Origin of the sequence: Aquimarina algiphila (assembly GCF_947494415.1) — a bacterium.
GTDB lineage: Bacteria > Bacteroidota > Bacteroidia > Flavobacteriales > Flavobacteriaceae > Aquimarina > Aquimarina algiphila.
This window is the reverse complement of record NZ_CANLVC010000008.1, coordinates 348,082-373,143: the sequence shown is the minus strand read 5'-3', so window position 1 is coordinate 373,143 and position 25,062 is coordinate 348,082. Positions and strand designations below refer to the sequence as shown.

Genomic DNA, 25,062 nt, shown 5'->3' with positions numbered 1-25,062 from the left:
ATGATGAAAATTGGTATTGTCGATGATGAATTATTAGCACGTAAAGTGTTAGAAGAGTATTGTTCTAAAATAGAGAACTTTGATATTGTAATTAGTACTGGGAATCCACTTGAATTTATCAATTTCATTCAACAAAATGACGTTGATCTCATTTTTCTTGATATAAAAATGCCCGAACTTAATGGAATGGAAATTTTGCGTTCTCTATTAAAACCACCTAAAGTGATTTTAACTACGGCCTATTCTGAGTATGCATTAGAAAGTTATAATTATGGTGTTGTAGATTATTTGTTAAAACCGATAAAACTTGAACGCTTTTTGAAAGCCATAAATAAAGTTTCGGTTTCAAAAATAAAAGACCCTAAAAAAAATAGTGTAAGTGAAGAACTTCAAATAAAACATGATGGTATGCCTGTAAATATTTCATTTACATCAATTCTATACATTCAGAGTTTTGGAAATTATTTAAAAATATTTACAGATTCAAGAATGTACCTTATCTCTGAAACGCTTATTAATATTACTACATTATTATCTGAAAATTTCCAACGCACACATAAATCATATATTTCCAATTTGGATAGAGTTACAAAGGCAACCAAAACATATGTGTTAATCGAAAATAATAAAGTCCCTGTGAGCGCTATGTATAAAGTTATTGTTTTTAAAAAATTGGAAGTTTTAGCAAAATTATAACGTAATTACTTTTTATTTCATACACAGTATACTTGCCTCCTGTCTTATATCATTGAAATTAATTAAGATACAATTCATTTTTTTATCTAACATACAATTCATCCTTAAAAAAATACAATTCAGTAAGATGATTTCAATAGATAGTAATGCGTTCACGACATTTGAGTAATCAATAAGCGCAACTATCTATGATCCAAGTACAAAATCTTTCCAAATCATTTCAAAACGTACTAGCGGTAAACGATATTAGTTTTACCATTAAAAAAGGAGAAATCTTCGGATTCTTAGGCCCCAATGGTGCTGGAAAATCTACCACGCTCAATATGATGAGTACTATTTTAAAAAGTGATACAGGAACTATTCATATCGATGGTAAAAATAGTATTGAGAATTCTAAAGAATGTAAACATTTGATTGGTGTAGTACCTCAGGAGATATCTTTATACGAAGATCTTTCTGCATATGAAAACTTACTGTTCTGGGGTAATTTGTATGGAATTCCTTCCAAAGTATTAAAAGAAAGAATTCATACAACCCTAGAATTAATCGGATTGTTAGATCGGAAAAAAGATTTGATCAAAACCTATTCAGGGGGAATGAAACGCAGAATAAATATTGCCGCGGCGTTATTACATAATCCTAAAGTATTGTTTATGGACGAGCCGACTGTGGGCATCGATCCCCAAAGTAGAAATCACATTTTTGAGGTTATTGAAACCTTAAACAAGCAGGGAATAACCATTGTCTATACAACACATTATATGGAAGAAGTAGAGCGTTTGTGTGATCGTATTGCCATTATAGATTCTGGAGAAATCATCGCACAAGGAACTCAATCTCAATTAAAAGAATTGGTGCAGACAAAAGAAAGCATTCTGTTCGAGTTTGATTTCCTTTCTGAAAGCAATGTAAATCAACTAAGAAAATTACTTTCTTATACCATGACACAAAATAAAAATAAGTTATTAGTAGAAAGTACCGTGAAAGAACTTTCTAATGTGATCACAGCATGTAATGAATTACAATTAAGCATCAAAGACATACAACTAAAAAAAGTAAACTTAGAAGCGATCTTTTTAAACCTCACAGGAAAACAATTAAGAGATTAACAAGCATCAATCCATTACAAAACCAATCATCATGATCATTACTATTTTAAAAAAAGACCTTAGACTGTATTTCTCAGATAAAAAGGGAATTCTAATTACCTTTTTATTGCCTATAATTATGATTACGTTATTTGCATTTGCATTTGGCGGTGTTGGAAAAAAGAAAAGCGCTCCAAAACCTTTAGGGGTTTTAGTTGTGGATAAAGATGCCACAACAGCTTCTCAAGAATTGATTGCAAAATTGAATACTATGCAAACCATTCGTTTGATTCCTTCAGAAGAAGAGAAAGCTTTAGATCTTGTCAGGAAAGGAAAAAATGTAGCTGTTTTAATTTTTGAAAAAGGATTTTCTGATGCTGTCGTTGCTGATGTAGCTTTACCCATCGAATTAAAGTATGACGCAGCAAGAGATATACAAATGCGAATTGTGCATACAGTGTTAAAAGAAGGGTTCAGATACCATTTAGGAAAAATAAATGTGATTAACAATGTAAAGTTAAAAACTACTTCGTTAATAAAAGAGAGTTCTACCAAAGCGCATCCTGGTTTAGTACAAGCCGTAGGAGGAACAGCAATTATGATGTTGTTATTTAGTATAGCCGCTATTGGCGGTGGATTGTTAGATGAAAAAGATGCAGGGACTTTAAAACGTTTGTTAACTGCTCCTGTAAAACCATTACATATTTTATTAGCAAAAATGGGAACGGCCATGGTGGTTTCTATTTTACAATTAACTACCATGTTTGTTTTTTCTTGGTTGGCATTTGGATTACCAATTTTTATGGATACATTCTCATTGATAGTATTGATTTTATGCATCTCGTTTGCAGTGTCTAGTTTTGGAGTTTTCTTAGTCTCTACAGTAAAAACACGTCAACAATTACAAGGAATGAGTACCATTATTATCATTCTGATGTCTGCTATTGGAGGAAGCATGATTCCGATTAGTATGATGCCGGTATTCATGCAAAACATTGCAGTAATTAGCGTAAATTATTGGGGAATTGAAGGTTTCTTTGATATTTTTTGGAGACAATTACCATTGATAGCCATTCTTCCTAAAATGGGAATTCTACTAGCCATTGGTCTTGGAATGACTTTGGTTTCCACAGTATTATTTAAGAAAAATATTATTGCGATAGAATAGCCTGTCCAAAATGCATTGTCAAATACACCTCTATAGTTAGGGTGTTACCCTTCGGGTCGGGCTATCACTTATACTCCTCGCTTCGCTGTGGGGTATCCGTTCTATCCCTAACACAGGTTTCAATCAACGCTTTCTTTTAGAGGATAAGTTAAGGTTGCTATAGTACCAATGTTATTATTTAATTTATAAGTAGTTTATCTATTTGCAATTGCTTATTTGATTTTAATGGCTGTTCTTGTCCTTGAAGGATCAGTATCAAACTGGCTAGAGAAACTAATCACATTACCCTTTTCATCTCTATTAAAATGAAAATCAAAATACCTTCCTAAAATCGCAAATTCAGTCTCGTTAATCACTTGAATTTTCGCTCCCTGGACATCTCCTGTACGAATTAAGGTTAATTCTCCATCTCTAATAACGATCTCACGAACATAAGCCCCATCTTGAAAGGTGCCGCAATATTGTTTTAATGCTTTTTCTGGTACTTTAATAGCAGGTCGCTTATAAGCAAACCTCATGCCTTGATTCATAGCCTCTGCCTCTCCTCCCAAATGCCCCATATTTTCAATCATTCGAAAACCTAAAGTTAAATGATTATAGTTATGCCTTTTTATTTGATCAAACATTGTAATCGCCTTTGGCATATCATTATATTCACTGTTTAAAAATATTACATTGGCGTGTAGACTTTTATTTTTTTGATAAAACGCTTCTTCCAATTGGTATGGATAGTCATCATCCCACCATAAAGTAAGGTTATTAATAATATAATTAGTAAATAAGGAAGGTTGTGTAAACAGTGTATAATGAGTAAATAACCCAGCAAATGAAGTTCCTGCCAACGTTCGATTTGTTTTGTCTGATCTATAATTACGATCTATTAGCGGGATAATTTCATCACTCAATACCTTTAAAAATGTTGATGCTCCACCAGAAGTACTTATTCGCTCTATCGCTGTAGGGGTTAAATCTCTTGTTCTATGTAAAGTTGGGCTTGTCTTTGATCCACTATTAGTAATTCCAACGATAATTATTTCGGGGGCGAAACCATCATCCCAAATACCTTTATAAATGTGTGTAGTAATGCCAAATATGCGGTAGCCGTCCAGTGCATAAAATACAGGGTATGTTTTCGTTGGATCATTAATATAGTTTTCAGGAAGATTAATATGTAATGTATAATCACTATTGTTAATTTCAGATCGAAAACGAATAGATTCACTACCAACTATAAACAAATCTTCTGGTTCTTTTGAGATTACTTGAGCATTACTTAATTGAGAAAGCAGGAATACAAAAAGAATGAGTGTATAAATTATATGGACGTGATTTTTAAGAATTTTCATTTTTTAATTTAGGGTATTTATTACAGGGTTTATCATTGCTTTGGAATATGTATTCGCAAAGGCGTATAAAATGCCTTAGTTTTTATCTTGACTATTTTGTAATGTTAATATTTTAACTTGGTATGTTACTGAGGTCTAAGTGTTTCAATAATTTTAGCATCTACCCAAAATATATCCCCATCTCTGTCTCCCCTATTAAAGAAAAAATATTTTCTGTCTGGTGTTACATATCCTCCGGATTCCCAGGAATCGGTATTAATTTTATCTCCCATATTAATAGCAGTTCCCCATGAACCGTCTTGCTGTCGAAAACTGATATACAGATCAGAATCACCATATCCATTGTCTTTTTCACTATCCCAGATTAAATAGGACTCATCTGGCGCAATGAAGGGATGTGCAGTCCATTTACCTGTGTTAATCTCCTTACCGAGAAGTTTGGGTTCTTCACGCTTACCGTCCTTGAGCGTTGATATGCGGATTACATCGTTGCTTTTATAATCATCAAAAACATAGGTACCATTGGTGGATGCCGATAAGCGCATAATACCCCAATCTTCTCTGTCAAACATGGGGCCAAGACTTTTCACCTCTGACCAACCAGTCTCGGTACGTTCCATATATTTGCTACCCAAGTGCATGATCTTACCATTCGGAGCAATGATGGGTCGACCTACTCTAGGGCCTACCACAGATTTTTGCCATTGATTGTCTTCTAATTTATAAACAACTAAGGACCAGTTTTCCGTTTTGACGTCTTTTCTGGTAAAATAAAATTCTTTCATGTCAGGTGTGAAGAAAGCACTAAGGTCGCGATGCTCTGTCGAAACAATTCCAGGAGCGAATACTTCAGGTGTTAAGCCAGGTGGTTTTTGCCCAAGATAAGGTCCCTCCAAGAGTGGAAAACTAGGTTCACTTTCCATATTTTCTTGAGCAAAGACAATATGAAGCGATATAGCATATATCAATAGTAGTAATTTCATTGTTTTCATGTTTCCTTCTTTTTATTATGGATCATTCTTTGGGGCTAAGATTCTCAATAACTTCTGTGCTCACCCAATAAATGTTTGCCAGTCCAGGTTCTATATCTCGTTCATCCCTACCAAAAAACAAATACTTACCATCTGGAGTGATTCTTGGCCCTTTTTCATTAAAACTAGTGTTTATGGTATTCCCAAGATTTATGGGTTTTGTCCACGTTCCGTTTTTCTTTTTAAAATAGACATACATATCATTATCCTTTCTTCCTTCTTCATCTTTCTGTGCGGTTACTATCAAGTAATCTTGAGATGGCGAAATGAAAGCATGATGACCAAATTCCAATGCAACTTCATGGATTTCAGGAAACTCACCATTTTTATTAGGTGCATAATATGTTTTGAGTTTTGATAGATTGAAATAATAAAGATCACCGTTTTTAGCCTGATTAGGAAAAAACACCAGATCGTCATTTATAGGAGAATCAAGCAGAATTGCATCACTCCAGAAATCTCCTAAACGGTTTACATACCAAATTTTCTCATCCTTAAAAACAGAGTCTAAAGCTGTGAAATAGATCCTTTTGCCATCAGGACTAACGAATGGATGTATTTCTTCATTTTTTTTCCCTTTAGTAAAATTTGCTCTTTTTATTGGAGCCCAATTTTTGTCTTCGAGTTTTGAGAAATAGATAGATGTTTCGTCGTCGTCATTATCAGCTGCAAAATACATTTCAGTCAACTCCGAAGAAAACGAAACGGTCCCTTCAAACCTTCCATTAATTGAAACAATACCTGGAGCAAAAATTTCTGGAGTTAAACCTGGTGGTTTTTGGCCAAAATAAGGTCCCTCTAAGAGTAGAAAACTAGGATCGTTTTCGATATTTTCTTGAGCAAAGGCAGTATGAAGCGATATAGTTAATATCAATAGTAATAATTTCATTGTTTTCATGTTTTCTTCTTTTTATTATGGATCATTCTTTGGGCCTAAGATTCTCAATAACCTCGGTATCTACCCAATAAAAATTTGATAATCCACCTTCTTCGTTATATCTCCCAAAGAATAAATAGTTACCATCAGGAGTTATACTTGGGCATGTTTCATCAAAATCAGAATTTACGGCATTCCCAAGATTCATTGGTTTTGACCAGGTTCCATCTTTCTTCTTAAAATAGACATAGATTTCACTGTCTTTTCTTTGATCATCTTCTCTGTTTTGCCCATTTACCACTAAATAATCTTGAGATGGGGAAATAAAACCGTGAAAACCAAATTCAATTCCAACTTCGTGTACTTTGGGGAATTTATCATTTATTTTAGGTGCATAATACATTTTTCGTTTTGACAAATTTGTATAAAAAATATCTCCGTTTTTCGCTTCATTCGAATAAAAAACTAAATCATTATTTATAGGGGAGTCAAGTTCTCTGGCATCACTCCAGGAATTCTCGGAACGCTTTACATACCAAGTTTTAACTGAAGATTCATGGTGAGGAGATGTAAATGAATCATGAGCTGCAAAATGAATCATTGTACCATTAGGACTCACAAATGGATGCATTTCACCCACTTTTTTGCCTTTTGTAAAATTTACTTTTTTAGGACTTGTCCATTTTTTGTCTTCGAGTTTTGAGAAATATATACTTGGATCTTGGTCTTCATAATTAGCTCCAAAATATAATTCTTCTAAATCAGGAGAAAACGAAATACCATGTTCATATCTTCCATTAAGTGAAATAATTCCAGGAGCAAAAATTTCTGGAGTTAAACTTGGCGGTTTTTGGCCAAAATAAAGATTTTGTACAATTGATGAATCATTATCTTCAGAGTCTTGTTTTTTACTATTACAGGCATTTAAAAATAGTGTCCCTGCAAGCAGTAAAATAGAATACGTTATTCTCATTGTATAAGTTTTATAATGTTTTTCAACAGTTAGACTGAATGATTTTAATATTTGATTCATTTTTAACCACTAAACATGTTACCATATTTCATTTTAGATTTAATTTTGTTTCATTTACTTTTTTGTAATTCCTTAAGTTTATGTTTAGCACCATTATTTTGGGGGTTTAATTCAAGAGATTTCGTGTAATTTAAAATTGCCAGGTCAATTTTTCCTGCTTTCATACAGGCTTCTGCATAACTGTCGTATACTTTATAACTATCAGGATAAAGCATGATATTTACTTTGAAAACATCTTGTGATAATTTCATTCTATCTGCATGGAAAAAATCATAACCTATATCATTTAAATAATCTTCAGTTACTGTTAGGTACGTAGCGTCCTCTTCCTTTTTGATTCTATAAGCATTGAGTGCTTTGTCAAAATCACCTTCAAGAAGGAATTCTATAGGTTCTTTTTTATCAGTATCCATCTTAACAAAAGTTGAAGCTATTGTTCCATCGTTTCTATTCAGGTAAATTAAATTGAGTGTTTGGTTTTCAGAATCTGGCTTGAATTGGATAAGTCGACTAGAATTTCTTTTAACAAAACTACTATCTGAGACTTTGATGAGTTCTTTTGCTTCTAGATCAAGGATATCTTTATAGAACAGTTGATTATCCTTTTGAAAAACTTCAACAATCCTACCATTGGCGTTATATCTACCAGTAATTTCATCGACTAAAGATTGTTCAATTTCTATCTTTTTATGTATTGGAACAAACTTATCCCACTCATAAGCCATAGCAACAGCGCGAATAACTTCGGCATTAAAAGCTGGAAACGTGGAATTGGTCATCACAACCACACCATAACCTTTGTCTCTATGAGCCATTATTTCAGCATAGAATCCTGTATTCCATCCGTGATGCCTTAAGTAGATTTCATTATTTCTATTAAAAAGCTGAAAACCTAAGCCTAGTGTAAATGACCAACCAGAATTATTACTTACACCATATGGCGTGCCCATTAATGCTGTCAGACCTTTTGATAATCCTTTAGTACGCTTATCGTTTAGGGTTTGCTGTACGTTGGCTATAAATTTTGCATAGTCCTCGGCAGTTGTCCATAATCCATTTGAAGCCATTGAAGGATAGATGTTTCTCCTTCCTTTTACCATAGAACCATCTTTTAAATACCCTGTAGCCGCCTTTGCTAATTGTGCTATTGTTAGCGATTGATTAAACGTACTATTGTTCATTTCTAAAGGTTGTAATACGAGTTCATCCATGATTTCTGGGAATCTTTTCCCCTCCACATCCAGCATCAATTGCTGAATAGGCACATAGCTAGTATACGCAAAACGAACACTTTCTTCAGGTTCTTTATTTGTAGTGACTGGCTCGTTTTTAGCTGGAGAAGTTCCGTTTAAGATCTCTACAAGTGTAGGAATTTTTTCATCAATACTATATCGTCCTGTTCCACGCGGATGTATTCCGGCGGAGTGATTCAAAAGGTTTTTGATAGTAACTTTCTTGTCTTTGGTAAATTTATTTTCTGGTATTTTCCAGGATTTTAAATAACTGTTAACATCTTTATCTAAGTCTAATTTATTTTCTTCTACAAGACGTAATGCACCATAGGCTGTTACAGGCATACTAGTTGCTGCTGCCTGGAAAAGAGTTTGTTTTGTTACAGGAGTGTTACTTTCTTTATCAGTTACACCATAGCCTTTTGACCAAGCAATTTCACCATTATATATGACTGCAATACTCACACCTGGAATTCCGTAATGTTTCATACGTTCTTCTATAGACCATGTTGAATCGCCTTCTATATGTACCCGAGTTGTAAGACCTGTTTCTACCTTTTTAACTAAATCAATGGTAGTATCAGTATTTGATTCTTTCGTACATGATTGAAAAAGAATAATAATGAAGAAGACTGAGATAATATTTTTCATTGTTTAAGTTTTTAAAATGTTTGGTAATGATTCAACTAAATCAGTTACCAAAATGAATAATTTTTAATTTTTGCAGGTATGTTTCAAAATGCCCAATTCACATTTTCACTATAATTACTGTTTATTTAGTTATTTTTTACCATGCAGATTATCATCCATAAACCAGTATTAAGTTTGATGGACGTTCATCTTATTGACTTTTTTGTAATTCCTTAAGCGTATGCTCTGTACGGTTATTTTGAGGGTTTAGTTCAAGTGATTTCGTATAATTTTTAATTGCCAGATCAATTTCTCCAATTTTCACACAGGCTTCTGCATAACTTTCGTATACTTTGAAACTATCAGGGTAGAGCATCATATTCACTTTGAAAACATCCTGTGATAATTTCATTCTATCCTCACGAAAAAAACGAAAACCAAGATCATTTAAGTAATCTTCAGTGACTGTAGGATGAATAGAGTGATGTTCTTTTAAGGCTATATATGCATTAAGTGCTTTGTCAAAGTCACCTTCAAGAAGGAATTCTACAGGTTCTTTTTTATCAACATCCATCTTAACAAAAGTTGAAACTATTGTTCCATCATTACTATTAACATAAAGTAAATTGAGCGTTTCATTTTCAGAATTTGGTTTGAATTGCATAAGTCGACTAGCATTTCTTCTAACAAAACTATTATCTGAGACTTTGATGAGTTCTTCCGCTTTTACGTCTAGTATATTTTTATATAACAGTTGATTGTCTTTTTGAAAAACTTCTACAATTCTACCATTGGACAGATATCTACCAGTAATTTTATCAACTAAAGATTGTTCAATTTCCATTTTTTTATGTACAGGAAAATAATTATCCCATTCATAAGCAAGAGCAACAGAACGAAATACTTCAAAAACAAAAGCTGGAAGAGGGGTATTGGTCAACACAACCACACCATAGCCTTTGTCTCTATGAGCAGTCATTCTACTATAAAATCCTGTACTCCATCCGTGGTGTTCAAAATAGACTTCATCTTTCTTATTATAAATTGAAAAGCCTAGTCCATATTGTCCATAACGATTTTTTGAAGATGGTGTAAGCATTAATTCCGTCATATCTTTTGATAATCCTTTATTATGATTATTATCTTTTAGGATTTGCTGTATGTTGATTACAAATTTTGCAAGATCCTCTGCAGTTGTCCATAATCCGTTTGAAGCCAATTCCGGATAGATATGCCTTTTACCTTTTACCATAGAACCGTCTCGTAAATAACCTGTTGCTGCTACCTTTAATTGCTCTGTGCTAAGAGATTGATTAAACCTACTGTTGTTCATTTCTAAAGGATGAAGCACTAATTCATTCATTAGTTCTGTGAATTTTTTACCTTGAACATCCATCATCATTTGTTGAATAATCGTATAGCCTCCAGCTGAAATCCAAAGATTTTCATTAGGTACTTTATCTACAATGATTGGATTTGAATTGGCTGGATGAGTTCCATTTAATATCTCTATAAGCGTAGGTACAGGTACATCTGTACTATACCCCTGAAAATCGTGCACGTTTATTCCGGCAGAATGACTCAAAAGATTTTTTATGGTGACTTTCTCTTCTTTGGTAAATTCACTATCAGGCAATTTCCAGGATTTTAAATAACTGTTAATGTCTTCACTTAAAGTCACTTTATTTTGGTCCACAAGACGTAATGCACCATATGCGGTTAAAGACATACCAATCGTTGATACTTGGAAAAGTGTTTTATCAGTCACAGGAACTTTACTTTTGGTATCCATTACACCGTATCCTTTTGCCCATGCAATTTTACCATTATTGATGACAGCAATACTAACACCTGGAATTCCATAGTGTTTCATTCGTTCTTCTATAGACCATGTTGTATCGCCCTCTATGTGTACTCGAGTTGTGAGACTGGTTTCTACCTTTTTAATTAAATCAATGGTAGTATCAGTATTTGATTGCGCTGCACCTGATTGAAAAAGAAATATAAGTAATAGTACTGAAATAATATTTTTCATATTTATATTTTTCTCATTGTTTAGATTTTTATAATGATTGATGCTCCTCTCACTATTACTTAATAAAAGCAGGTAAAACCCTTGTTGCTGTAACAGATACAGGATCATCAACATTTCTATGGGTAGTGGTCACAACAACAAGATCAAGCTCATCAATGACAATGATAGTTTGCCCGCTACCACCCCTTGCCGCTTTGCTCAAGTAGTTTTTATTTCCTATGAGCATATCGGCTTGCCACCAGAAATAGCCATAAGCCGTACCAGAAACACCACTAGGAATGTCGTCATATTCTTCACTTTGATCGACAATTTTACTAGTAGATCTTGCAATAAAAGCTTCTGGTATTAGTTGTTCGCCATGCCATTTGCCTTTGTTTGCGGTTAATATGCCCCACTTGACCATTTCGCGCGATGTCATGCTAGAGCCACTTCCCGATCTTGGCAGGCCGCTTACATCAGTTAGCCAATGATAATTTGTGATATTCATTTTATTGAGGAGTTCGTTTTTGATAAAATCTTTGGCAGATCCAGGTACAACTGCATCGATGACTTGCATGACTAACCTTGGATCGTCTTTATATTTAAAAATCTGAGAATCTGAAGTAATAGGTGCTGTGTGTTCAAGAAAAACCTGAACATGTTTCTGGCCTTTTATAAGGTCTGAATTTTCCTCGAGTTCTTTCCTTTTATCTTTACTGATATCGATACCAGATCGCATCGTCAAAGCCTGATGTAGTGTTATCTTCTCTACACCTTTAACAAATTTTGATGAATCTAAGTCTTTGAGAAAGCTTATCAATGGTTTGTCTAAATCGGCCATGGTCAAATACCCCAACTGGATAGCACGACCTAGTGCCAAGCTGGTGTAGGTTTTAGTTGCTGATGCTTGTGGATGTGGTAGATTGATACGTCCACGTAAATAATAGGATTCAAAAATTAGCTTCTTTTTGTGGGCAATAAGAAAACTGTCAAAATTGCCATATTTGTTGTCGGCGATCTCCTGTGCTAACTTAAGAATAGCTTCTTTATTACCTCCGTTGACACCCAATTTACCAACGGGGATACCGTCTTTCCTATGGGTTGGTGTGGTAGTGATAAAGGCTTTTTTAAGGTAAGGAATATCTTTAAATGAAAGCTTGGCTTCGGCGACTGTAGCCTCTGGTGGGTTATTATCACTTCGTTGGGAAAAGCTACTATTTGCTAGTATAAGAAAAATTAAAAGTAGTAGTCCAGCTTTGTTTATCATGACTTTTATTATTTAATTGTTTTTAACCATGCAGCCTGTGAACCATGAGCTATAATTTTTCTTATAGAAGAACCATCCTTGTTCATGATATAAATAGTTCTATCTTCTCTTCCTTCACCGGTAGCAGTTGAAAAAATTAGTTGAGAACCATCTGACGACCAGGATGGGTACCAGTCATCAACATCATTATATGTTAATCTTTTTTGATTGGAGCCATCTATGTTCATCACATAAATTTCAAAATTTCCATCTCTATTAGACATAAAGGCAATCTGATCGCCATCAGGAGAAACCTCAGGATGCCATTCTTTAGCATTATTATGTGTCAACTGAATGATGTTTTTTCCATCAATATCTGCTATACTTATTGCACTGCTCTTGTCTTCGAATTCTCGGGAAAAGACAATTCTACCATCTGGAGTAAAATAAGGGTTACTTCCTTTTAGGGACTTTATCTGGGTCTGTTTGCTACCATCTGAATTCATAATCCAAATTTCTGGATGCCAAACTCCTTCAGAATCTTTGTACTCTCTAGCAAAAACAATTTTTTTTCCATCTGGAGACCAATCAGGTGCATTATCCCATTTATTTTTTGCATGTGTCATTCGTTTTCTATTCGTACCATCAATATTCATAGTATGAATAGACCAGGTTTTTTTGTCATCGTATTTACCATAAAATGCAAATTGCTTTCCGTCAGGAGACCAAGCTACATAACCACCGTTCTCATTTGTACTTTTAATAGTTGATTTACCTTTTACGCTACCTGAATAAATTTCTATGTTCCCTGTTTTTACTGAACTATAGGCAATTGTATAGAATGTTAATTTAGATTTGTCACTTTTTTGACATGAAGCAATAAAACCAAGTAATAAGAAGATTATAATGTATAACTCTCTTACTTGTTTCAAATTTGTAACTTTCATATTCTTTTCCTTTATATATTTAAAGTGTTCCTTCTGGTTGTCTCATTTTTTACAAACATGAATACTCAAAGTGATTCGTAATCTGTTATTATACCCTTAATTGTATTTTTTTGATATTTTGTACCTTGCAAAAGATGTTTTTTTCTCTCGAGTATACAATTTAAATTTCACCAACTGCTCTATACCCTAATGAACAACTCTAAAAACAATTACATAATGGTTAGCTTGCATTTGTAAAACTGCATTAAAAATGAATTTGAAATCTTTGCCCAATTTCCTTTTAATATGCTTGGTACTACTTGTAACTTCTTGTTCTCAACCCCCGGTATTTATAGAACACCAAACCCTATCTCGAATAGGTGATCGACCAGAATGGGCAGCTAAAGACTGGAACGATGAGGACTGGGATGAAAGAAAGGCGGTATTAGAGTCTGGTGAGGTGTATTGGACCCGAACTCCCATTGATATTCTAAAAGTATCAAAGCCGTTGCATCCGTACGCAATTCGCCCTTATATTTATGGGGAGTATGAAGTCTTTTGGGATGGGGTTATGATTGGAAAAAATGGAAATCCCGGACAAGAGGAAGCACTTGGTCCAGAAGGTGAAATGTTGACTACATTTATCATTCCTTCTCATTTGACTGAAGTGGGTAAACATATGTTAGCCATACGGTCAAGTATCTATTATTTCCCGGATCATGTGGGTATGAGTGTAGATATAGCTAACTATGATGATTTATTAACCGAGAGACTCATCGAGACTTCTTACATGCACATTTTTGCGGGTGCATTTCTAATCGCTTCGATTTACTTTCTTTTCTTATTCCTAAGTAATAAAAAAGAGTACCCCATGCTTATTTTTAGTATTAGTTGCTTTCTCTTTTTTGTCTTAAATCTTGCAGAATTCATTACAACCTATGTTCCTATCCATTATGCATATCATCATATACGCTTAGAGACCAAGGCTGCTCTGATGTTTGGTATCTCTTTTTTGATTCCACTCTATTTCTCTATGCAATTTCCTTATCCCAAACGAAAATTTTCCTTGCTTGTTTATGCAGGAGTTCTATTTTTTATTTTTTTTATCAAACATAATTTCCTTGATTTTACTACCCGTAACATGGCTATAAGCATGTGGGTGTTTTCTTTTGGGATTGTGGTTTATGCCGTTTATAAAAGAAAAAAGGGGGCTAGTCTTGTAGTAATGTCATTGTTACTATCCTTACTGATAAATTTTGTTACTTCCTTTAACATAGGCCTTTTTGTAGGTTTTAGTCTTATTCTTCTTGGAATGTTTTATTTACTTTCTCACAGGATTAAAGAACAACGGCTTGCGTATGAAACTTCTCTGGTTCAATCTACACGTTTGCGTCTGGAATTACTCAAAAAAAATATTCAACCTCATTTTCTAATGAATACCTTGACTTCACTAATAGATTGGATAGAAGAGGCACCTAAGAAAGGAGTTTTGTTTATAGAAGCCTTAGCCAAAGAATTTGATCTCTTTAATCAAATTGAAAATCAAACATTGATCCCTATTGTTCAGGAAATAGAACTTTGTCGTACACATCTTGAAATTATGAAGTACAGAAAAGAAATCAACTATTCTTGGGAAGAAGAAGGTATAGATATCGCGCAAAAAATACCTCCAGGAATTCTTCACACACTATTAGAAAATGGAATTACGCATAGCTTACCTCTGGATGATAATAGTATTAAATTTAAGCTTGTTTTTGAGTCGAATAATGATTATATATGTTACACATTTTTAACGTTTTCAGCTAATGAGAATGAGAAACAAGAAATAAATAATAGAAAAGAAGGTACAGGTCTTAAATACATAAAAGCTAGGTTAACAGAAAGTTATCAAGAACAATGGGACTTAACTTCTGTACCAACAAATCATGGTTGGAAAAACACCATAAAAATATATTCCTAAGGAGATGAACATTTTAATCGTTGAAGATGAATCAAGAATCGCCAAGAGAATCGAACGAATGACTCGTTCTATTTTTGGGAATACTTTACAATCATTAACGCATATTAATACACTCAATAGGGCATTACAGTTTATTGAAAATAATACATTGGATCTTGTTCTCTTAGATTTGAACCTTAACGGACATAATGGTTTTGATCTGCTAACTACTGCGGTTTCCGGATCGTTTCATACTATAATTATTTCTGCATACAAAGACCAGGCAATTACAGCTTTTGAATATGGGGTTTTAGATTTTGTACCTAAACCTTTTAACAGAGAACGGTTGGAACAAGCCTTAAATAAAGCCATCACAAAAGAAAAAATAGAAACAAATGAGGTTAAATTTTTAGCTGTAAAAAAAAGACACAGGATACAGTTAATACCCATTGAAGATTTACTTTATGTAAAAGGAGCTGGCCCTTATACTGAACTCTTTTTAACTGAAGAAAAAAAAGAATTACATGATAAATCACTCGAAAAGCTAGAACAGCTGTTATCCTACTCTTTTGAACGAATCCACAAGTCATATTTAGTAAAAATGTCTGAGATAAAGGAAATTATTGTAGAGTCTGGAAGCAAATATATAGCTGAGTTAAAAAATGGTGAACGTATCCCTATCGGAAGAACTAAATATAAAGACATAAAAGCAAAATGGCTTTAAGATATCTTTGATGATACTCCTAAAAAGGTTTTCTCTATAAGGTTATTTTTGGAAAATTATAAAATAGTTAATGCTTATTTCATACATCTTCTATTATTTGAATAACGTTTTTATACTATTTTTTAGTTCGAAAACAAATTTTACTTCCTTAAGATCTAATGGCTTATCAAAAACTGTAAGTTCATCCATCATGCCAATATAACCTAAGCCTAGCATGATTTTTGCCTTTTCTTCTTCCCAGGTAAAAGGGTCATTTACATCTTTTATAACACCTTTGAGTTGACCGTCTAGGTATAATTTGCACGTAGATTTATTTGTATTCACTTCAGAATATGTGATGACAATGTGTGTCCATTTTCCGCTTTTAAAAGGAGGTTGTTTTACCGTAACGGTACGTTTTTTCACCTCGGTTTCGTCATTTTTATTCTCTGGATTCCATACTTCTAAATCACCCATAACACCTAATCTAAATTCTCTTGGTTTGTCATCTGTGAAATCTACCCATAAAGCAGCATCATTGAACTTATGATCAGTGATGTTAATTGGATCACAATACCCTGGAGCTAAATCTACCTCAGGGTCTAATTGTAGCCAAAACGAGACGGAGCCACTCCAAGATGTTGGACTATAACCTAAATTTTTAGAACCGTTATAATAAATAGCAGCTGTATTTTTCTTTTTAAAATGAAGCGCATCACCTATATGACCTCTATTTTTTGCTAAAACCACATTAGTGTTGTGTAAGCCAGGTCTGGCTTTATCTGTTTTATTATAATTTTCTGCGGTATATATCTTTGCATCCCCAACAGATACATCTGCAGATAGTTTTCCGTCAAAAGAACTGTAAAAAAGCACATGATCTTTTAATTGTTTGTTTTGCGAAAAAGAAATACTTGTAATGAGAAAAAAGAATACTGTAGATATTGATAAAAGCACAGTTGTTTTCATAGTTTTTAGCTTTTAAACCCTGTTTATTTGATTTCAGTTGCTACAAAATTATGATGAAGAATTAGGTTTAAAACGTTTTGAAGTTGATATAAATAAAATTGTAACTGAAATAATTTCAGCTACAGGGTTATATTTATAACCACTAAGGGTAAAAAAGCAAAGATTTTAAGTTTACATATTCCACTTGAGCAATTATTATAACTCATGTTTAGGTCTCAGTGTTTCAATAATTTGAGCATCTACCCAAAATATATCTACATTATCGTAGTTCTCTGGATTCATATTTCTATTGAAGAAAAGGTATTTACCATCTGGTGTTACACAGGCAACCGCTTCCCACCCCTCAGTATTGACTTTGTCTCCCAAGTTAATAGCGGCACCCCATGAACCATCTTGCTGTTTAAAGCTAATATAGATATCAGAATCACCATATCCACTATCTCTTTCACCGTCCCATATCAAATAAGATTCATCTGGTGCAATAAAAGGGTGAGCATTCATGCTTCCGGTATTAATCTCTTTACCAAATGGTTTTGGTTTTTCACGTTTCCCGTCTATTAATCTCGAATACCGAATAACGCCATCTCCATTTGGCATGCCTATCTCATCAAAAACATAGGTACCTTTTGATGATACCGTAAGACGCATAATTTGTATCTCTTCGAAAGATGGGTCGAGTTTCTTTAACTCTGACCAATCTCCAGTATCAGTACGTTCCCTATATTTTCTTCCTAAATGCATGGTCATACCATCAGGAGCGATAAAGGGAGTTCCAACCCTTGGTGATACAACTGATTCTTGCCACTCATTATTTTGATATTGAAAAACAACAAGTTCTTGTTTTTTAGTTTCCTTACTTTCTCTAATAAAATAGAATTCCCTTATATCTGGTGTAAATACACCGCTGACTTCCCAATCTGATGTGGTAACTATACCTGGAGCAAAAGGTTCAGGTATTAAACCCGGTGGTTTTTGACCAAGATAAGGTCTTTCTATAATTGATGAATCATGATCTTTTGAATGTTGTTTTTTAATACAGCCATTTAAAAATATAACTGATATAAGTATTAGAATAAAATATGTTTTTTTCATGGTTTACGAATTTTTAGCCAGGCCTGACCACCAGCATTCTGTATAAATTTCTTTACTGAAGAACCATCGCTATTCATTATATAAATATGAGCGTTTTCTTCTTTATCATGTGAGGTGTATAGTATTTGAGAACCATCTGGAGACCAAGTGGGTGTAGAATCACGAACATCATTAAAGGTTAATCGCTTTTGATGAGAACCATCTATATTCATTACGTAAATTTCAAAATTTCCATCTCTATTCGACATAAATGCTATTTGCTTACCATCTGGAGAAACCTCGGGATGCCAATCTTCAGCATCATTATTAGTTAATGTAGTCATAGCACTACCATCAGCGTTTGCGATACAAATTTCACTAGTATTTGTTTGAGAATGAAAGACAATCTTTCCATCTAGAGTAAAGTAAGGTCCTCCCCCATTTAATGATTTTATTTGGGTTTGTTTATTACCATCTGAATTCATGATCCAAATTTCTTCTGTCCAAACCCCTTTATCATTTTTATAACTTCTTGAAAAAGCAATCCTTTTTCCATCGGGAGACCAGGCAGGAGAACTATCCCATTTGTTTTTAGCATGAGTCAATCTCTTTCTATGAGTACCATCAATATTCATTGTATGTATAGACCATGTTTTTCTTCCATCATGATAAGCATAACAGGCTATTCGTTTACCATCAGGTGACCACGCCGCATATCCATCATTCCCTGGTCGATTGGTAATTTTTATTTTTGATGTAACTTGACTATTGGTCAAATAAATTTCTCCATCACCAGATTTTTTTGAGGAGTAAGCAATTGTATATTGCGTTGATTCAGGTTTTTCATTACTCTGACTAGAAGTAATCTGCGCAAAAAGGAAAATGGATAACGTATACATGATTTTCACACATCTCATATTCTTATTTTTGATATTTATACACAAACTTATCTAATAGGATAAATGAAAGATTAAAAAGTAGACTAACGATATTTTCTAGCATATATATATTCATCATTAACAGAAAATTTGATACATCCGTAAGAAGTGTAAATTGAGCAAGAGATGATTGAGATTCGTCTTTTTTTGAAGAGATTCTAGATTCATATTTTATATATTTATGAACTATGGTCAAAAAAAAGAACTTGATCGATTGGATCATTCAGAATAGAGTTGTTTCACACCTTATATTTTGGGTTTTATTGTTTATAAGTTTACCCATATTGGCTGCATTAAATGATGGAAGTGTTAAAAAAACTGTGATCAGTGGTTTAAGTTTTTTACCTGCCCAATTATTAGCGAGTTATTTTTTAGTCTATTATCAGGTCCCTAAACTTTTATTTAAAAAGAAATACCTCAAGTTTGGCGTGTCTTTTTTGATATCGGTATATGTACTTTTAGTACTATCAAAGCTTTTGAACATGTATCTGACCGAAATTTTTGCTCCTAAATATTTTGAATATAAAAGTTTATTCGAAATCATAACAGCACCATTTCACCTGGCTGTTGTTTATTTTCCATCCGTTTATGTATTCGTTTTTTTAATGTTTACAACTAAGGCATTTAAGGACCGTTTTGAAGAACGTCACCAACTTGAAGTTTTACAAAAGGAAAAGGCGAATACCGAGCTCAAATTTTTAAAAGCACAAACAAACCCACATTTTTTGTTCAATACGTTAAATAATTTATATTCACTAACATTAGAACGATCAGAAAAAGCACCTGAAGTCGTTTTAAAACTGTCAGACATGTTAGATTATATGCTATATCAATGTAAAGATGCTGAAGTTCCGTTAAAAAAAGAAATTGATTTCATACAGGATTACATCGATTTGGAATCACTACGTTATGGCAATAAGTTAACATTGGACTTCACACACCACCTTCATTCCCCTAACGTAATGATTGCTCCTTTGATCCTTATATCATTTGTAGAAAACGCTTTTAAACACGGCGCGAGTAATAATCTCAATAATTCAGTAATTAAAATTGAATTGACAACTAACCAGGATCAACTTTGTTTTAAGGTTTTTAATACCTTACCTCTGAACAAACAAAACGATATAGAAAATGACTCACATTCTGGAATTGGGTTTTCCAATTCTCAAAGACAACTAGAACTTAATTATAAGAATAATTATAATCTGAAAAGTATCAAAACAGATATTGATTTTCAGATAATATTAAACATTAACTTAAAGTAATATGGGAATAAAATGTATGGTTGTAGACGATGAACCGCTAGCCATTAAGGTACTTGAAAAACACATAATGCAAGTACCAGACCTTGAACTTGTATCAACATTTGATAATCCTATAACTGCCGGAGATTTTCTTCAAAACACTGCTATTGATCTTTTGTTTTTAGATATCCAAATGCCTGTAGTTACAGGTATTGACTTTATAAAAAATACGACTATACAACCAAAAATCATATTAACAACTGCTTACAGAGAGTATGCTCTGGAAGGTTATGAATTGGATATCATTGATTATTTATTAAAACCAATATCTTTTATTCGGTTTTATAAATCTATTAATAAATACAAGGCTCTGAATACAACTATTGAACCCATCGCTCACAAATCCTCTGAAATAGATACAATATCAGATCACATCTTTGTTAATTCAAACAAAAGAATGATTAGAGTAGAGTTTAACAACATTTTATTTATTGATAGTATTAAAGATTATGTAAGAATACATACTGCAGACGATACCATAATTACAAAAGATAAAATAAGTTCTTTTGTAGAAAAACTACCTTCCTATTTTTTAAGAGTTCATCGTTCTTATATCATTAATACTGGAAAAATTGCTTCTTTGACCTCAAAAGATGTAGTCTTACTTGGGGGTATGGAAATTCCGATTGGTGCCTCCTATAAAGAAATTGTCAACCTAATTAAGAATTGATAAGACTCCATTGTAATTCTTAAAGCTCTGCCCTGTTTTGGTCCAAGTTTTTTGAGATCATTTTTCTGATGTTATATCTGGGTAAAACCCTACACGCCAGCTGACTCTTTTACTAAAAAAGTCTGTTAATTCTTTTCTATACGTTGTGCCATATTGTTTTAAGAAATCGTGTACCAAAATGGGTTTTGCTTCCCTTCTGTTATTTCAATTATACTCAGCATCATGATTCCAAAAAAACTATAAAGCATTATAATATAAAAATGTATTTTTAGTTTACTAAACTGATAAAACAATTCAATATTTTAATGTCTGCTATTCTAAAAACAAGATATTTATTTCTGATTTTTTTGCTTTATGCTTGTAATTCTGAGGTTAATGATTTGAATATAAATGATAGAAATTTAACTCTAGATAATGGATACATGTATTATAAAGATAAGCTCTATTCTGGAACACTTTTTTCTAAAATTGATACACTTACGGTAAATGAAATAACATATTTAGAAGGAAAGAAACATGGTAAAGAACAAAAGTTTTTTTTTAATGGTAAGTTAGCAGTATTAAGATTTTATACTCACGGTAAAAAATCTGGAACCCATAAGGCTTGGTGGAATAACGGTCAACTGAAATTTGTAAATCATTTTGATATTAATGGAAATCCAATAGGAACACAGCGTGCATGGTATAGTAATGGAAAACTTGCTGAAGAATTAAACTATACCAATGGTAAAGAAGATGGTACACAAAAATTATGGGATTTTAATGGCAAGATCAAAGCAAATTATCAGGTATTAAACGGTGAACGCTTTGGGTTAATTGGTTCTTTAAATTGTAAATCTGATAATTATGTTGATTAAAAGAATAGGTATAGTTGTATTTTTTTTTGGTAGTTTTTTGATTTCGTGTAAACAGGAAACAGCAAAAAAAGAAATTGAAAATAGCCATGAAAGAATCAAAATTGCATCAAAAAAAGTAGATAAATTGCCCTATTATAATACTCCTGATTTTGTTCCTTCTTGGTTGCCTAGCGAAGATGAACTAAAAAAGTTTCATAAAATTCCGGATTTCAAATTTAAGAATCAACTTGGTAACGAGATCACTAACGATAATTTAAAAGGCTATATTTATATAGCCAATTTCTTCTTTACCACGTGCCCAAGTATTTGTGTAAAACTTACTAATAATATGCGCAAGTTACAAAAGATATATAAGGGTGATGATGAGATCAAATTTATTTCTCATACGGTTTTTCCAAGTTATGATACTGTAGAGGTTCTTAAAAAATACGGTGAGCGCGAAGACGTAAATTCGGAAAAATGGTATTTAGTAACTGGGGAAAGAGAAAAGATCTATAAATTGGCGAGAGAATCCTATTTTGCGGATGAAACATATAAACAAACCAATGATAAAAATGGTTTTATTCATACCGAAAATTTAATACTTGTAGACAAACATGGTCATATTCGAGGAGTTTATAAAGGCACCTTACCAGAAGAAGTTGAACGTATTAAAAGACATATTGAAATTTTGAAAAAAGAATGATTATCCCTAAAACGTTATTAGTTATAATATATCTTATCAAAATACACTGAGCATCTATTTAATTTCTATAAACTGTAAAAGAAAAGTAGTGTGTTACAATCTCTTTTCCTCTCATAATAAGAAGACAGATATAAAAATTAATATTTTAAAGTTTAACTATGTTTATAAAGGAGTTTGTACTTTTAAGTTGTTAAATTATAATAGGAGCTCGTGAATCTCTTATCCTCCTAGAAAATTTTGTATAAAATGGATAACCAATTAAATAATCAATGTTCTTGTATTGTTTATAGTCTTAATTTTTACACATAAATTTTTAACTTAAAACCTTAGTAGTATGATAAAACATGAACTAACTAACAAAACTCGCTTTGGGATTAATATTCCGTTTAAAAGGTGGTTTTCGCATACTTTGATTTGCGCCACTTTTTTATTAGCTCCGATTCAATCCATCCTTACTCATGGCACCGTAACAAATCCACCAAGTCGTGTCTGGATTTGTTTTCAGGAAGATCCACAAAGTCCAGATTCTCCTGCCTGTGAAGCATCGATTATTGGTTGGGGAACGCAAGCATTTTATGACTGGAATGAAGTTGCGCGAATGGATGCCGGTGGCATGCATAGAGAAATTATAGCTGATGGTAACCTGGCCAGTGCCGGACGACCAGATAAGTATGGTGGATTAGATCAGGTAAGAAATGATTGGGTCACAACATCGGTTACTCCAGGTCCATATACTGTAACCTGGACCAATACTGCACCCCATCAAACCTTGTATTATGAAGTATATATAACAAAAGCAGATTGGACCCCTGATCAACCTCTTACTTGGGACAGTCTGGAACTTCTAACACGCACAGATCCAAGACCGGCTTCAGCTACCGATAATATAGATGTAGTGTTGCCACAAAGAACAGGTAAACATGTGATTTATAGTATTTGGCAGCGTTCACTTACTCCAGAAGCATTTTATTCTACAAGTGATGTTGATTTTGGAACTGCATCATTACCAAATAAACCACCAGAAGCTAAATTTACTAGTGATAATGGTCGTTGTGGAGGTCCTGATGTTACTTTTGATGCATCTGATTCTACTGACCCTAATGGTGATACATTAACATATACATGGGACTTTGGAGATGGAACTACTGCCCAAGGTGTTAACGTTTCTCATACTTATACTGGTTTGGATAACGCTACCGTAACATTGACAGTTAGTGACGGTGAATTTAGTAGTGGTTCTGTAGAAACTATTGGTTTAGTTGTAGATCCAGATTGTAAGGAAATTCCTTGTCCTTTTGACACACCTATACAAACAGCGTTACCATCAATAAATGCATCATTTAATAACGTATTTATTTTAGGTGATGAAGGCCCTGATTTAAGCACCTTAACTGATTTTACTATTAATTGGGATGCTACTAATAATGGATTATATCAATTATCTATGAATACTAATAATGGTATCCCTAGTTGGTGGAATAATTTGTTAGAAAGTGCTACTCATACTTTTAATACAGCTAATCCAGAAATCACACTTACAAATACTGGTTTTGCAGGCTTAGATGGTTCTTATTATGTAACTATCGATCAAGGTAATTTTGTCATGGTTTCGCAAACCGATGGGTTTACTATTTATTTCAGTTCATCTAGCACAGCTCCTGATTGTGAAAGTGTAGTAACTACACCAACAAATAATGCTCCAGTGGCTTCATTTATAGCTTCTGTCTTAATAGGAACTGATCCATTAGAAGTAAATTTTGATGCCTCAGGATCCACTGATGCCGATGGAGACGCACTAACATTTAATATTGATTATGGCGATGGGACTTTTGGTAGAGAACCAATATCTACTCATACATATTCAGCAGGAGAATATACCGCTACTCTTACAATAAGTGACGGAAACGGTGGTGCAGCTACGGCTTCAGTTTCATTAGTAGTTGATGGAGATATTATAGTAAACCCTCCAAGTAGTGATTGTGCCTTCGAAACACCATTAAGTACTCCTTTGGAAACTATATTCACATCATTCAATAATGTTCACGTTTTAGGTACCGGTGGTCCTAATATGGAAAATGTCACCAAGTTTACAGTAAATTGGGATTTAGCAAACAATGGCTTGTATCAATTTTCATTTGACCTAAATATCACTCCATGGTATATTAATTTTTCTGAAAATGTTCAAAACTTTAATCAACCAAATCCAGCAATTTCTATAACTGGTACTGGTATACCTGGATTAGATGGAGATTATTTTGCAGCTATTGATAACGGAAACTTTGTGTTAGTTGCAGATGGTTATAGTATTTACTTTAGCAATACAGAAGCAGTTCCTAATTGCGATCCTAAAGTAACGACAACGAAAGATGATGAACTTTCTTTTATATTGTCCCCTAATCCGGCAGTTGAAAAAATTTCAATACTAAACAAAACAGATCTAAAGGGTAATGTAATCACTATCCTTGATATTACTGGAAAGAAAATAAAATCTTTATTGGTAAGTGAAAGTACTAAGAGTATGACTATTGATATTCCCGGACTTAAATCGGGATTATATGTAGTAAGAATTTCTGACCGTTCAGGTTCCAGTCGTACACTAAATTTAATAGTGGACTAAGGTCTTGTTTGAAAAGAATTCA

At 33.3% G+C, this 25,062-nt stretch carries 21 protein-coding genes; 10 read left to right on the top strand and 11 right to left on the bottom strand.

Going from position 1 to position 25,062, the window contains the following annotated elements; translation table 11 throughout:
* The 3 genes from PQF96_RS19365 (at window position 1) to PQF96_RS19355 (ending at window position 2,952) form a co-directional block, all read left to right on the top strand.
* Window positions 1–696, top strand: coding sequence for a LytR/AlgR family response regulator transcription factor (locus PQF96_RS19365; protein ID WP_109437304.1), 696 nt, complete (start codon window positions 1–3; stop codon window positions 694–696).
* Between the two features lie 188 nt (window positions 697–884).
* Entirely contained in the window at window positions 885–1,805 is a 921-nt protein-coding gene (locus tag PQF96_RS19360; RefSeq protein ID WP_271767871.1) for an ABC transporter ATP-binding protein, read from the top strand.
* A gap of 31 nt (window positions 1,806–1,836) precedes the next feature.
* Window positions 1,837–2,952: an ABC transporter permease gene (locus PQF96_RS19355; protein ID WP_271767870.1), complete on the top strand. Its 1,116-nt coding sequence runs from the start codon at window positions 1,837–1,839 to the stop codon at window positions 2,950–2,952.
* A gap of 212 nt (window positions 2,953–3,164) precedes the next feature.
* Here the strand turns inward: PQF96_RS19355 and PQF96_RS19350 are convergent, their stop codons facing one another.
* From PQF96_RS19350 to PQF96_RS19315, 8 genes are all read right to left on the bottom strand, one after another.
* The gene (locus tag PQF96_RS19350; RefSeq protein ID WP_271767868.1) at window positions 3,165–4,298 is read right to left on the bottom strand and encodes an alpha/beta hydrolase; all 1,134 of its coding nucleotides are present in this window, start codon (window positions 4,296–4,298) and stop codon (window positions 3,165–3,167) included.
* Window positions 4,299–4,423: 125 nt separating this feature from the next.
* The gene (locus PQF96_RS19345; RefSeq protein WP_271767867.1) at window positions 4,424–5,194 is read right to left on the bottom strand and encodes a hypothetical protein; all 771 of its coding nucleotides are present in this window, start codon (window positions 5,192–5,194) and stop codon (window positions 4,424–4,426) included.
* 118 nt (window positions 5,195–5,312) lie between these two features.
* Complete coding sequence (locus PQF96_RS19340) at window positions 5,313–6,227, bottom strand: TolB-like translocation protein (protein WP_271767866.1); 915 nt, start codon at window positions 6,225–6,227, stop codon at window positions 5,313–5,315.
* A 22-nt stretch (window positions 6,228–6,249) separates the two neighbouring features.
* Window positions 6,250–7,179 (bottom strand): hypothetical protein, encoded by a 930-nt coding sequence (locus tag PQF96_RS19335; protein WP_271767865.1) that lies wholly within the window; start codon window positions 7,177–7,179, stop codon window positions 6,250–6,252.
* A gap of 110 nt (window positions 7,180–7,289) precedes the next feature.
* Window positions 7,290–9,122, bottom strand: a complete 1,833-nt coding sequence (locus PQF96_RS19330) for a serine hydrolase domain-containing protein (RefSeq protein WP_271767864.1) — start codon at window positions 9,120–9,122, stop codon at window positions 7,290–7,292.
* 190 nt (window positions 9,123–9,312) lie between these two features.
* The gene (locus tag PQF96_RS19325) at window positions 9,313–11,136 is read right to left on the bottom strand and encodes a beta-lactamase family protein (protein ID WP_271767862.1); all 1,824 of its coding nucleotides are present in this window, start codon (window positions 11,134–11,136) and stop codon (window positions 9,313–9,315) included.
* 55 nt (window positions 11,137–11,191) lie between these two features.
* Entirely contained in the window at window positions 11,192–12,382 is a 1,191-nt protein-coding gene (locus PQF96_RS19320; RefSeq protein ID WP_271767861.1) for a serine hydrolase domain-containing protein, read from the bottom strand.
* A gap of 8 nt (window positions 12,383–12,390) precedes the next feature.
* Entirely contained in the window at window positions 12,391–13,308 is a 918-nt protein-coding gene (locus tag PQF96_RS19315; RefSeq protein ID WP_271767860.1) for a DUF5050 domain-containing protein, read from the bottom strand.
* A 250-nt stretch (window positions 13,309–13,558) separates the two neighbouring features.
* Here PQF96_RS19315 and PQF96_RS19310 point away from each other — a divergent pair, with 250 nt between their 5' ends.
* Window positions 13,559–15,247: a histidine kinase gene (locus PQF96_RS19310; protein ID WP_271767859.1), complete on the top strand. Its 1,689-nt coding sequence runs from the start codon at window positions 13,559–13,561 to the stop codon at window positions 15,245–15,247.
* A gap of 4 nt (window positions 15,248–15,251) precedes the next feature.
* Window positions 15,252–15,950, top strand: coding sequence for a LytR/AlgR family response regulator transcription factor (locus PQF96_RS19305; RefSeq protein ID WP_271767858.1), 699 nt, complete (start codon window positions 15,252–15,254; stop codon window positions 15,948–15,950).
* 93 nt (window positions 15,951–16,043) lie between these two features.
* Here the strand turns inward: PQF96_RS19305 and PQF96_RS19300 are convergent, their stop codons facing one another.
* From PQF96_RS19300 to PQF96_RS19290, 3 genes are all read right to left on the bottom strand, one after another.
* A complete protein-coding gene (locus PQF96_RS19300) occupies window positions 16,044–16,898 on the bottom strand; it encodes a LamG-like jellyroll fold domain-containing protein (protein WP_271767857.1) in 855 nt (284 codons plus the stop codon).
* 195 nt (window positions 16,899–17,093) lie between these two features.
* Window positions 17,094–17,990 carry a TolB-like translocation protein gene (locus PQF96_RS19295; protein ID WP_271767856.1) on the bottom strand — a complete coding sequence of 299 codons (897 nt, stop codon included), beginning with the start codon at window positions 17,988–17,990 and terminating at the stop codon, window positions 17,094–17,096.
* On the bottom strand, window positions 17,987–18,886 hold the full coding sequence (locus tag PQF96_RS19290) for a DUF5050 domain-containing protein (RefSeq protein ID WP_271767855.1): 900 nt from the start codon (window positions 18,884–18,886) through the stop codon (window positions 17,987–17,989). The genes PQF96_RS19295 and PQF96_RS19290 overlap by 4 nt, the downstream gene beginning before the upstream one ends.
* A 209-nt stretch (window positions 18,887–19,095) precedes the next feature.
* Between PQF96_RS19290 and PQF96_RS19285 the strand changes: the two genes are divergently transcribed.
* The 5 genes from PQF96_RS19285 to PQF96_RS19265 all read left to right on the top strand — a co-directional run bounded on the left by PQF96_RS19285 (window position 19,096) and on the right by PQF96_RS19265 (window position 25,040).
* Entirely contained in the window at window positions 19,096–20,172 is a 1,077-nt protein-coding gene (locus tag PQF96_RS19285) for a sensor histidine kinase (protein WP_271767854.1), read from the top strand.
* 1 nt (window position 20,173) lies between these two features.
* Window positions 20,174–20,881: a LytR/AlgR family response regulator transcription factor gene (locus tag PQF96_RS19280; protein ID WP_271767853.1), complete on the top strand. Its 708-nt coding sequence runs from the start codon at window positions 20,174–20,176 to the stop codon at window positions 20,879–20,881.
* Between the two features lie 305 nt (window positions 20,882–21,186).
* On the top strand, window positions 21,187–21,738 hold the full coding sequence (locus tag PQF96_RS19275; RefSeq protein ID WP_271767852.1) for a toxin-antitoxin system YwqK family antitoxin: 552 nt from the start codon (window positions 21,187–21,189) through the stop codon (window positions 21,736–21,738).
* Window positions 21,728–22,423 (top strand): SCO family protein, encoded by a 696-nt coding sequence (locus PQF96_RS19270; RefSeq protein WP_271767851.1) that lies wholly within the window; start codon window positions 21,728–21,730, stop codon window positions 22,421–22,423. The genes PQF96_RS19275 and PQF96_RS19270 overlap by 11 nt, the downstream gene beginning before the upstream one ends.
* 334 nt (window positions 22,424–22,757) lie before the next feature.
* Window positions 22,758–25,040 (top strand): lytic polysaccharide monooxygenase, encoded by a 2,283-nt coding sequence (locus tag PQF96_RS19265; protein ID WP_271767850.1) that lies wholly within the window; start codon window positions 22,758–22,760, stop codon window positions 25,038–25,040.
* Window positions 25,041–25,062 lie beyond the last annotated feature (22 nt).

Excerpts from the sequence above, each read along its gene's own strand:
- PQF96_RS19365 (WP_109437304.1), top strand. The coding sequence starts at position 1 with ATGATGAAAATTGGTATTGTCGATGATGAATTATTAGCACGTAAAGTG.
- PQF96_RS19360 (WP_271767871.1), top strand. The coding sequence starts at position 885 with ATGATCCAAGTACAAAATCTTTCCAAATCATTTCAAAACGTACTAGCG.
- PQF96_RS19355 (WP_271767870.1), top strand. The coding sequence starts at position 1,837 with ATGATCATTACTATTTTAAAAAAAGACCTTAGACTGTATTTCTCAGAT.
- PQF96_RS19350 (WP_271767868.1), bottom strand. The coding sequence starts at position 4,298 with ATGAAAATTCTTAAAAATCACGTCCATATAATTTATACACTCATTCTT.
- PQF96_RS19340 (WP_271767866.1), bottom strand. The coding sequence starts at position 6,227 with ATGAAAACAATGAAATTATTACTATTGATATTAACTATATCGCTTCAT.
- PQF96_RS19335 (WP_271767865.1), bottom strand. The coding sequence starts at position 7,179 with ATGAGAATAACGTATTCTATTTTACTGCTTGCAGGGACACTATTTTTA.
- PQF96_RS19330 (WP_271767864.1), bottom strand. The coding sequence starts at position 9,122 with ATGAAAAATATTATCTCAGTCTTCTTCATTATTATTCTTTTTCAATCA.
- PQF96_RS19325 (WP_271767862.1), bottom strand. The coding sequence starts at position 11,136 with ATGAAAAATATTATTTCAGTACTATTACTTATATTTCTTTTTCAATCA.
- PQF96_RS19320 (WP_271767861.1), bottom strand. The coding sequence starts at position 12,382 with ATGATAAACAAAGCTGGACTACTACTTTTAATTTTTCTTATACTAGCA.
- PQF96_RS19315 (WP_271767860.1), bottom strand. The coding sequence starts at position 13,308 with ATGAAAGTTACAAATTTGAAACAAGTAAGAGAGTTATACATTATAATC.
- PQF96_RS19310 (WP_271767859.1), top strand. The coding sequence starts at position 13,559 with ATGAATTTGAAATCTTTGCCCAATTTCCTTTTAATATGCTTGGTACTA.
- PQF96_RS19305 (WP_271767858.1), top strand. The coding sequence starts at position 15,252 with ATGAACATTTTAATCGTTGAAGATGAATCAAGAATCGCCAAGAGAATC.
- PQF96_RS19300 (WP_271767857.1), bottom strand. The coding sequence starts at position 16,898 with ATGAAAACAACTGTGCTTTTATCAATATCTACAGTATTCTTTTTTCTC.
- PQF96_RS19295 (WP_271767856.1), bottom strand. The coding sequence starts at position 17,990 with ATGAAAAAAACATATTTTATTCTAATACTTATATCAGTTATATTTTTA.
- PQF96_RS19290 (WP_271767855.1), bottom strand. The coding sequence starts at position 18,886 with ATGAGATGTGTGAAAATCATGTATACGTTATCCATTTTCCTTTTTGCG.
- PQF96_RS19285 (WP_271767854.1), top strand. The coding sequence starts at position 19,096 with ATGGTCAAAAAAAAGAACTTGATCGATTGGATCATTCAGAATAGAGTT.
- PQF96_RS19280 (WP_271767853.1), top strand. The coding sequence starts at position 20,174 with ATGGGAATAAAATGTATGGTTGTAGACGATGAACCGCTAGCCATTAAG.
- PQF96_RS19275 (WP_271767852.1), top strand. The coding sequence starts at position 21,187 with ATGTCTGCTATTCTAAAAACAAGATATTTATTTCTGATTTTTTTGCTT.
- PQF96_RS19270 (WP_271767851.1), top strand. The coding sequence starts at position 21,728 with ATGTTGATTAAAAGAATAGGTATAGTTGTATTTTTTTTTGGTAGTTTT.
- PQF96_RS19265 (WP_271767850.1), top strand. The coding sequence starts at position 22,758 with ATGATAAAACATGAACTAACTAACAAAACTCGCTTTGGGATTAATATT.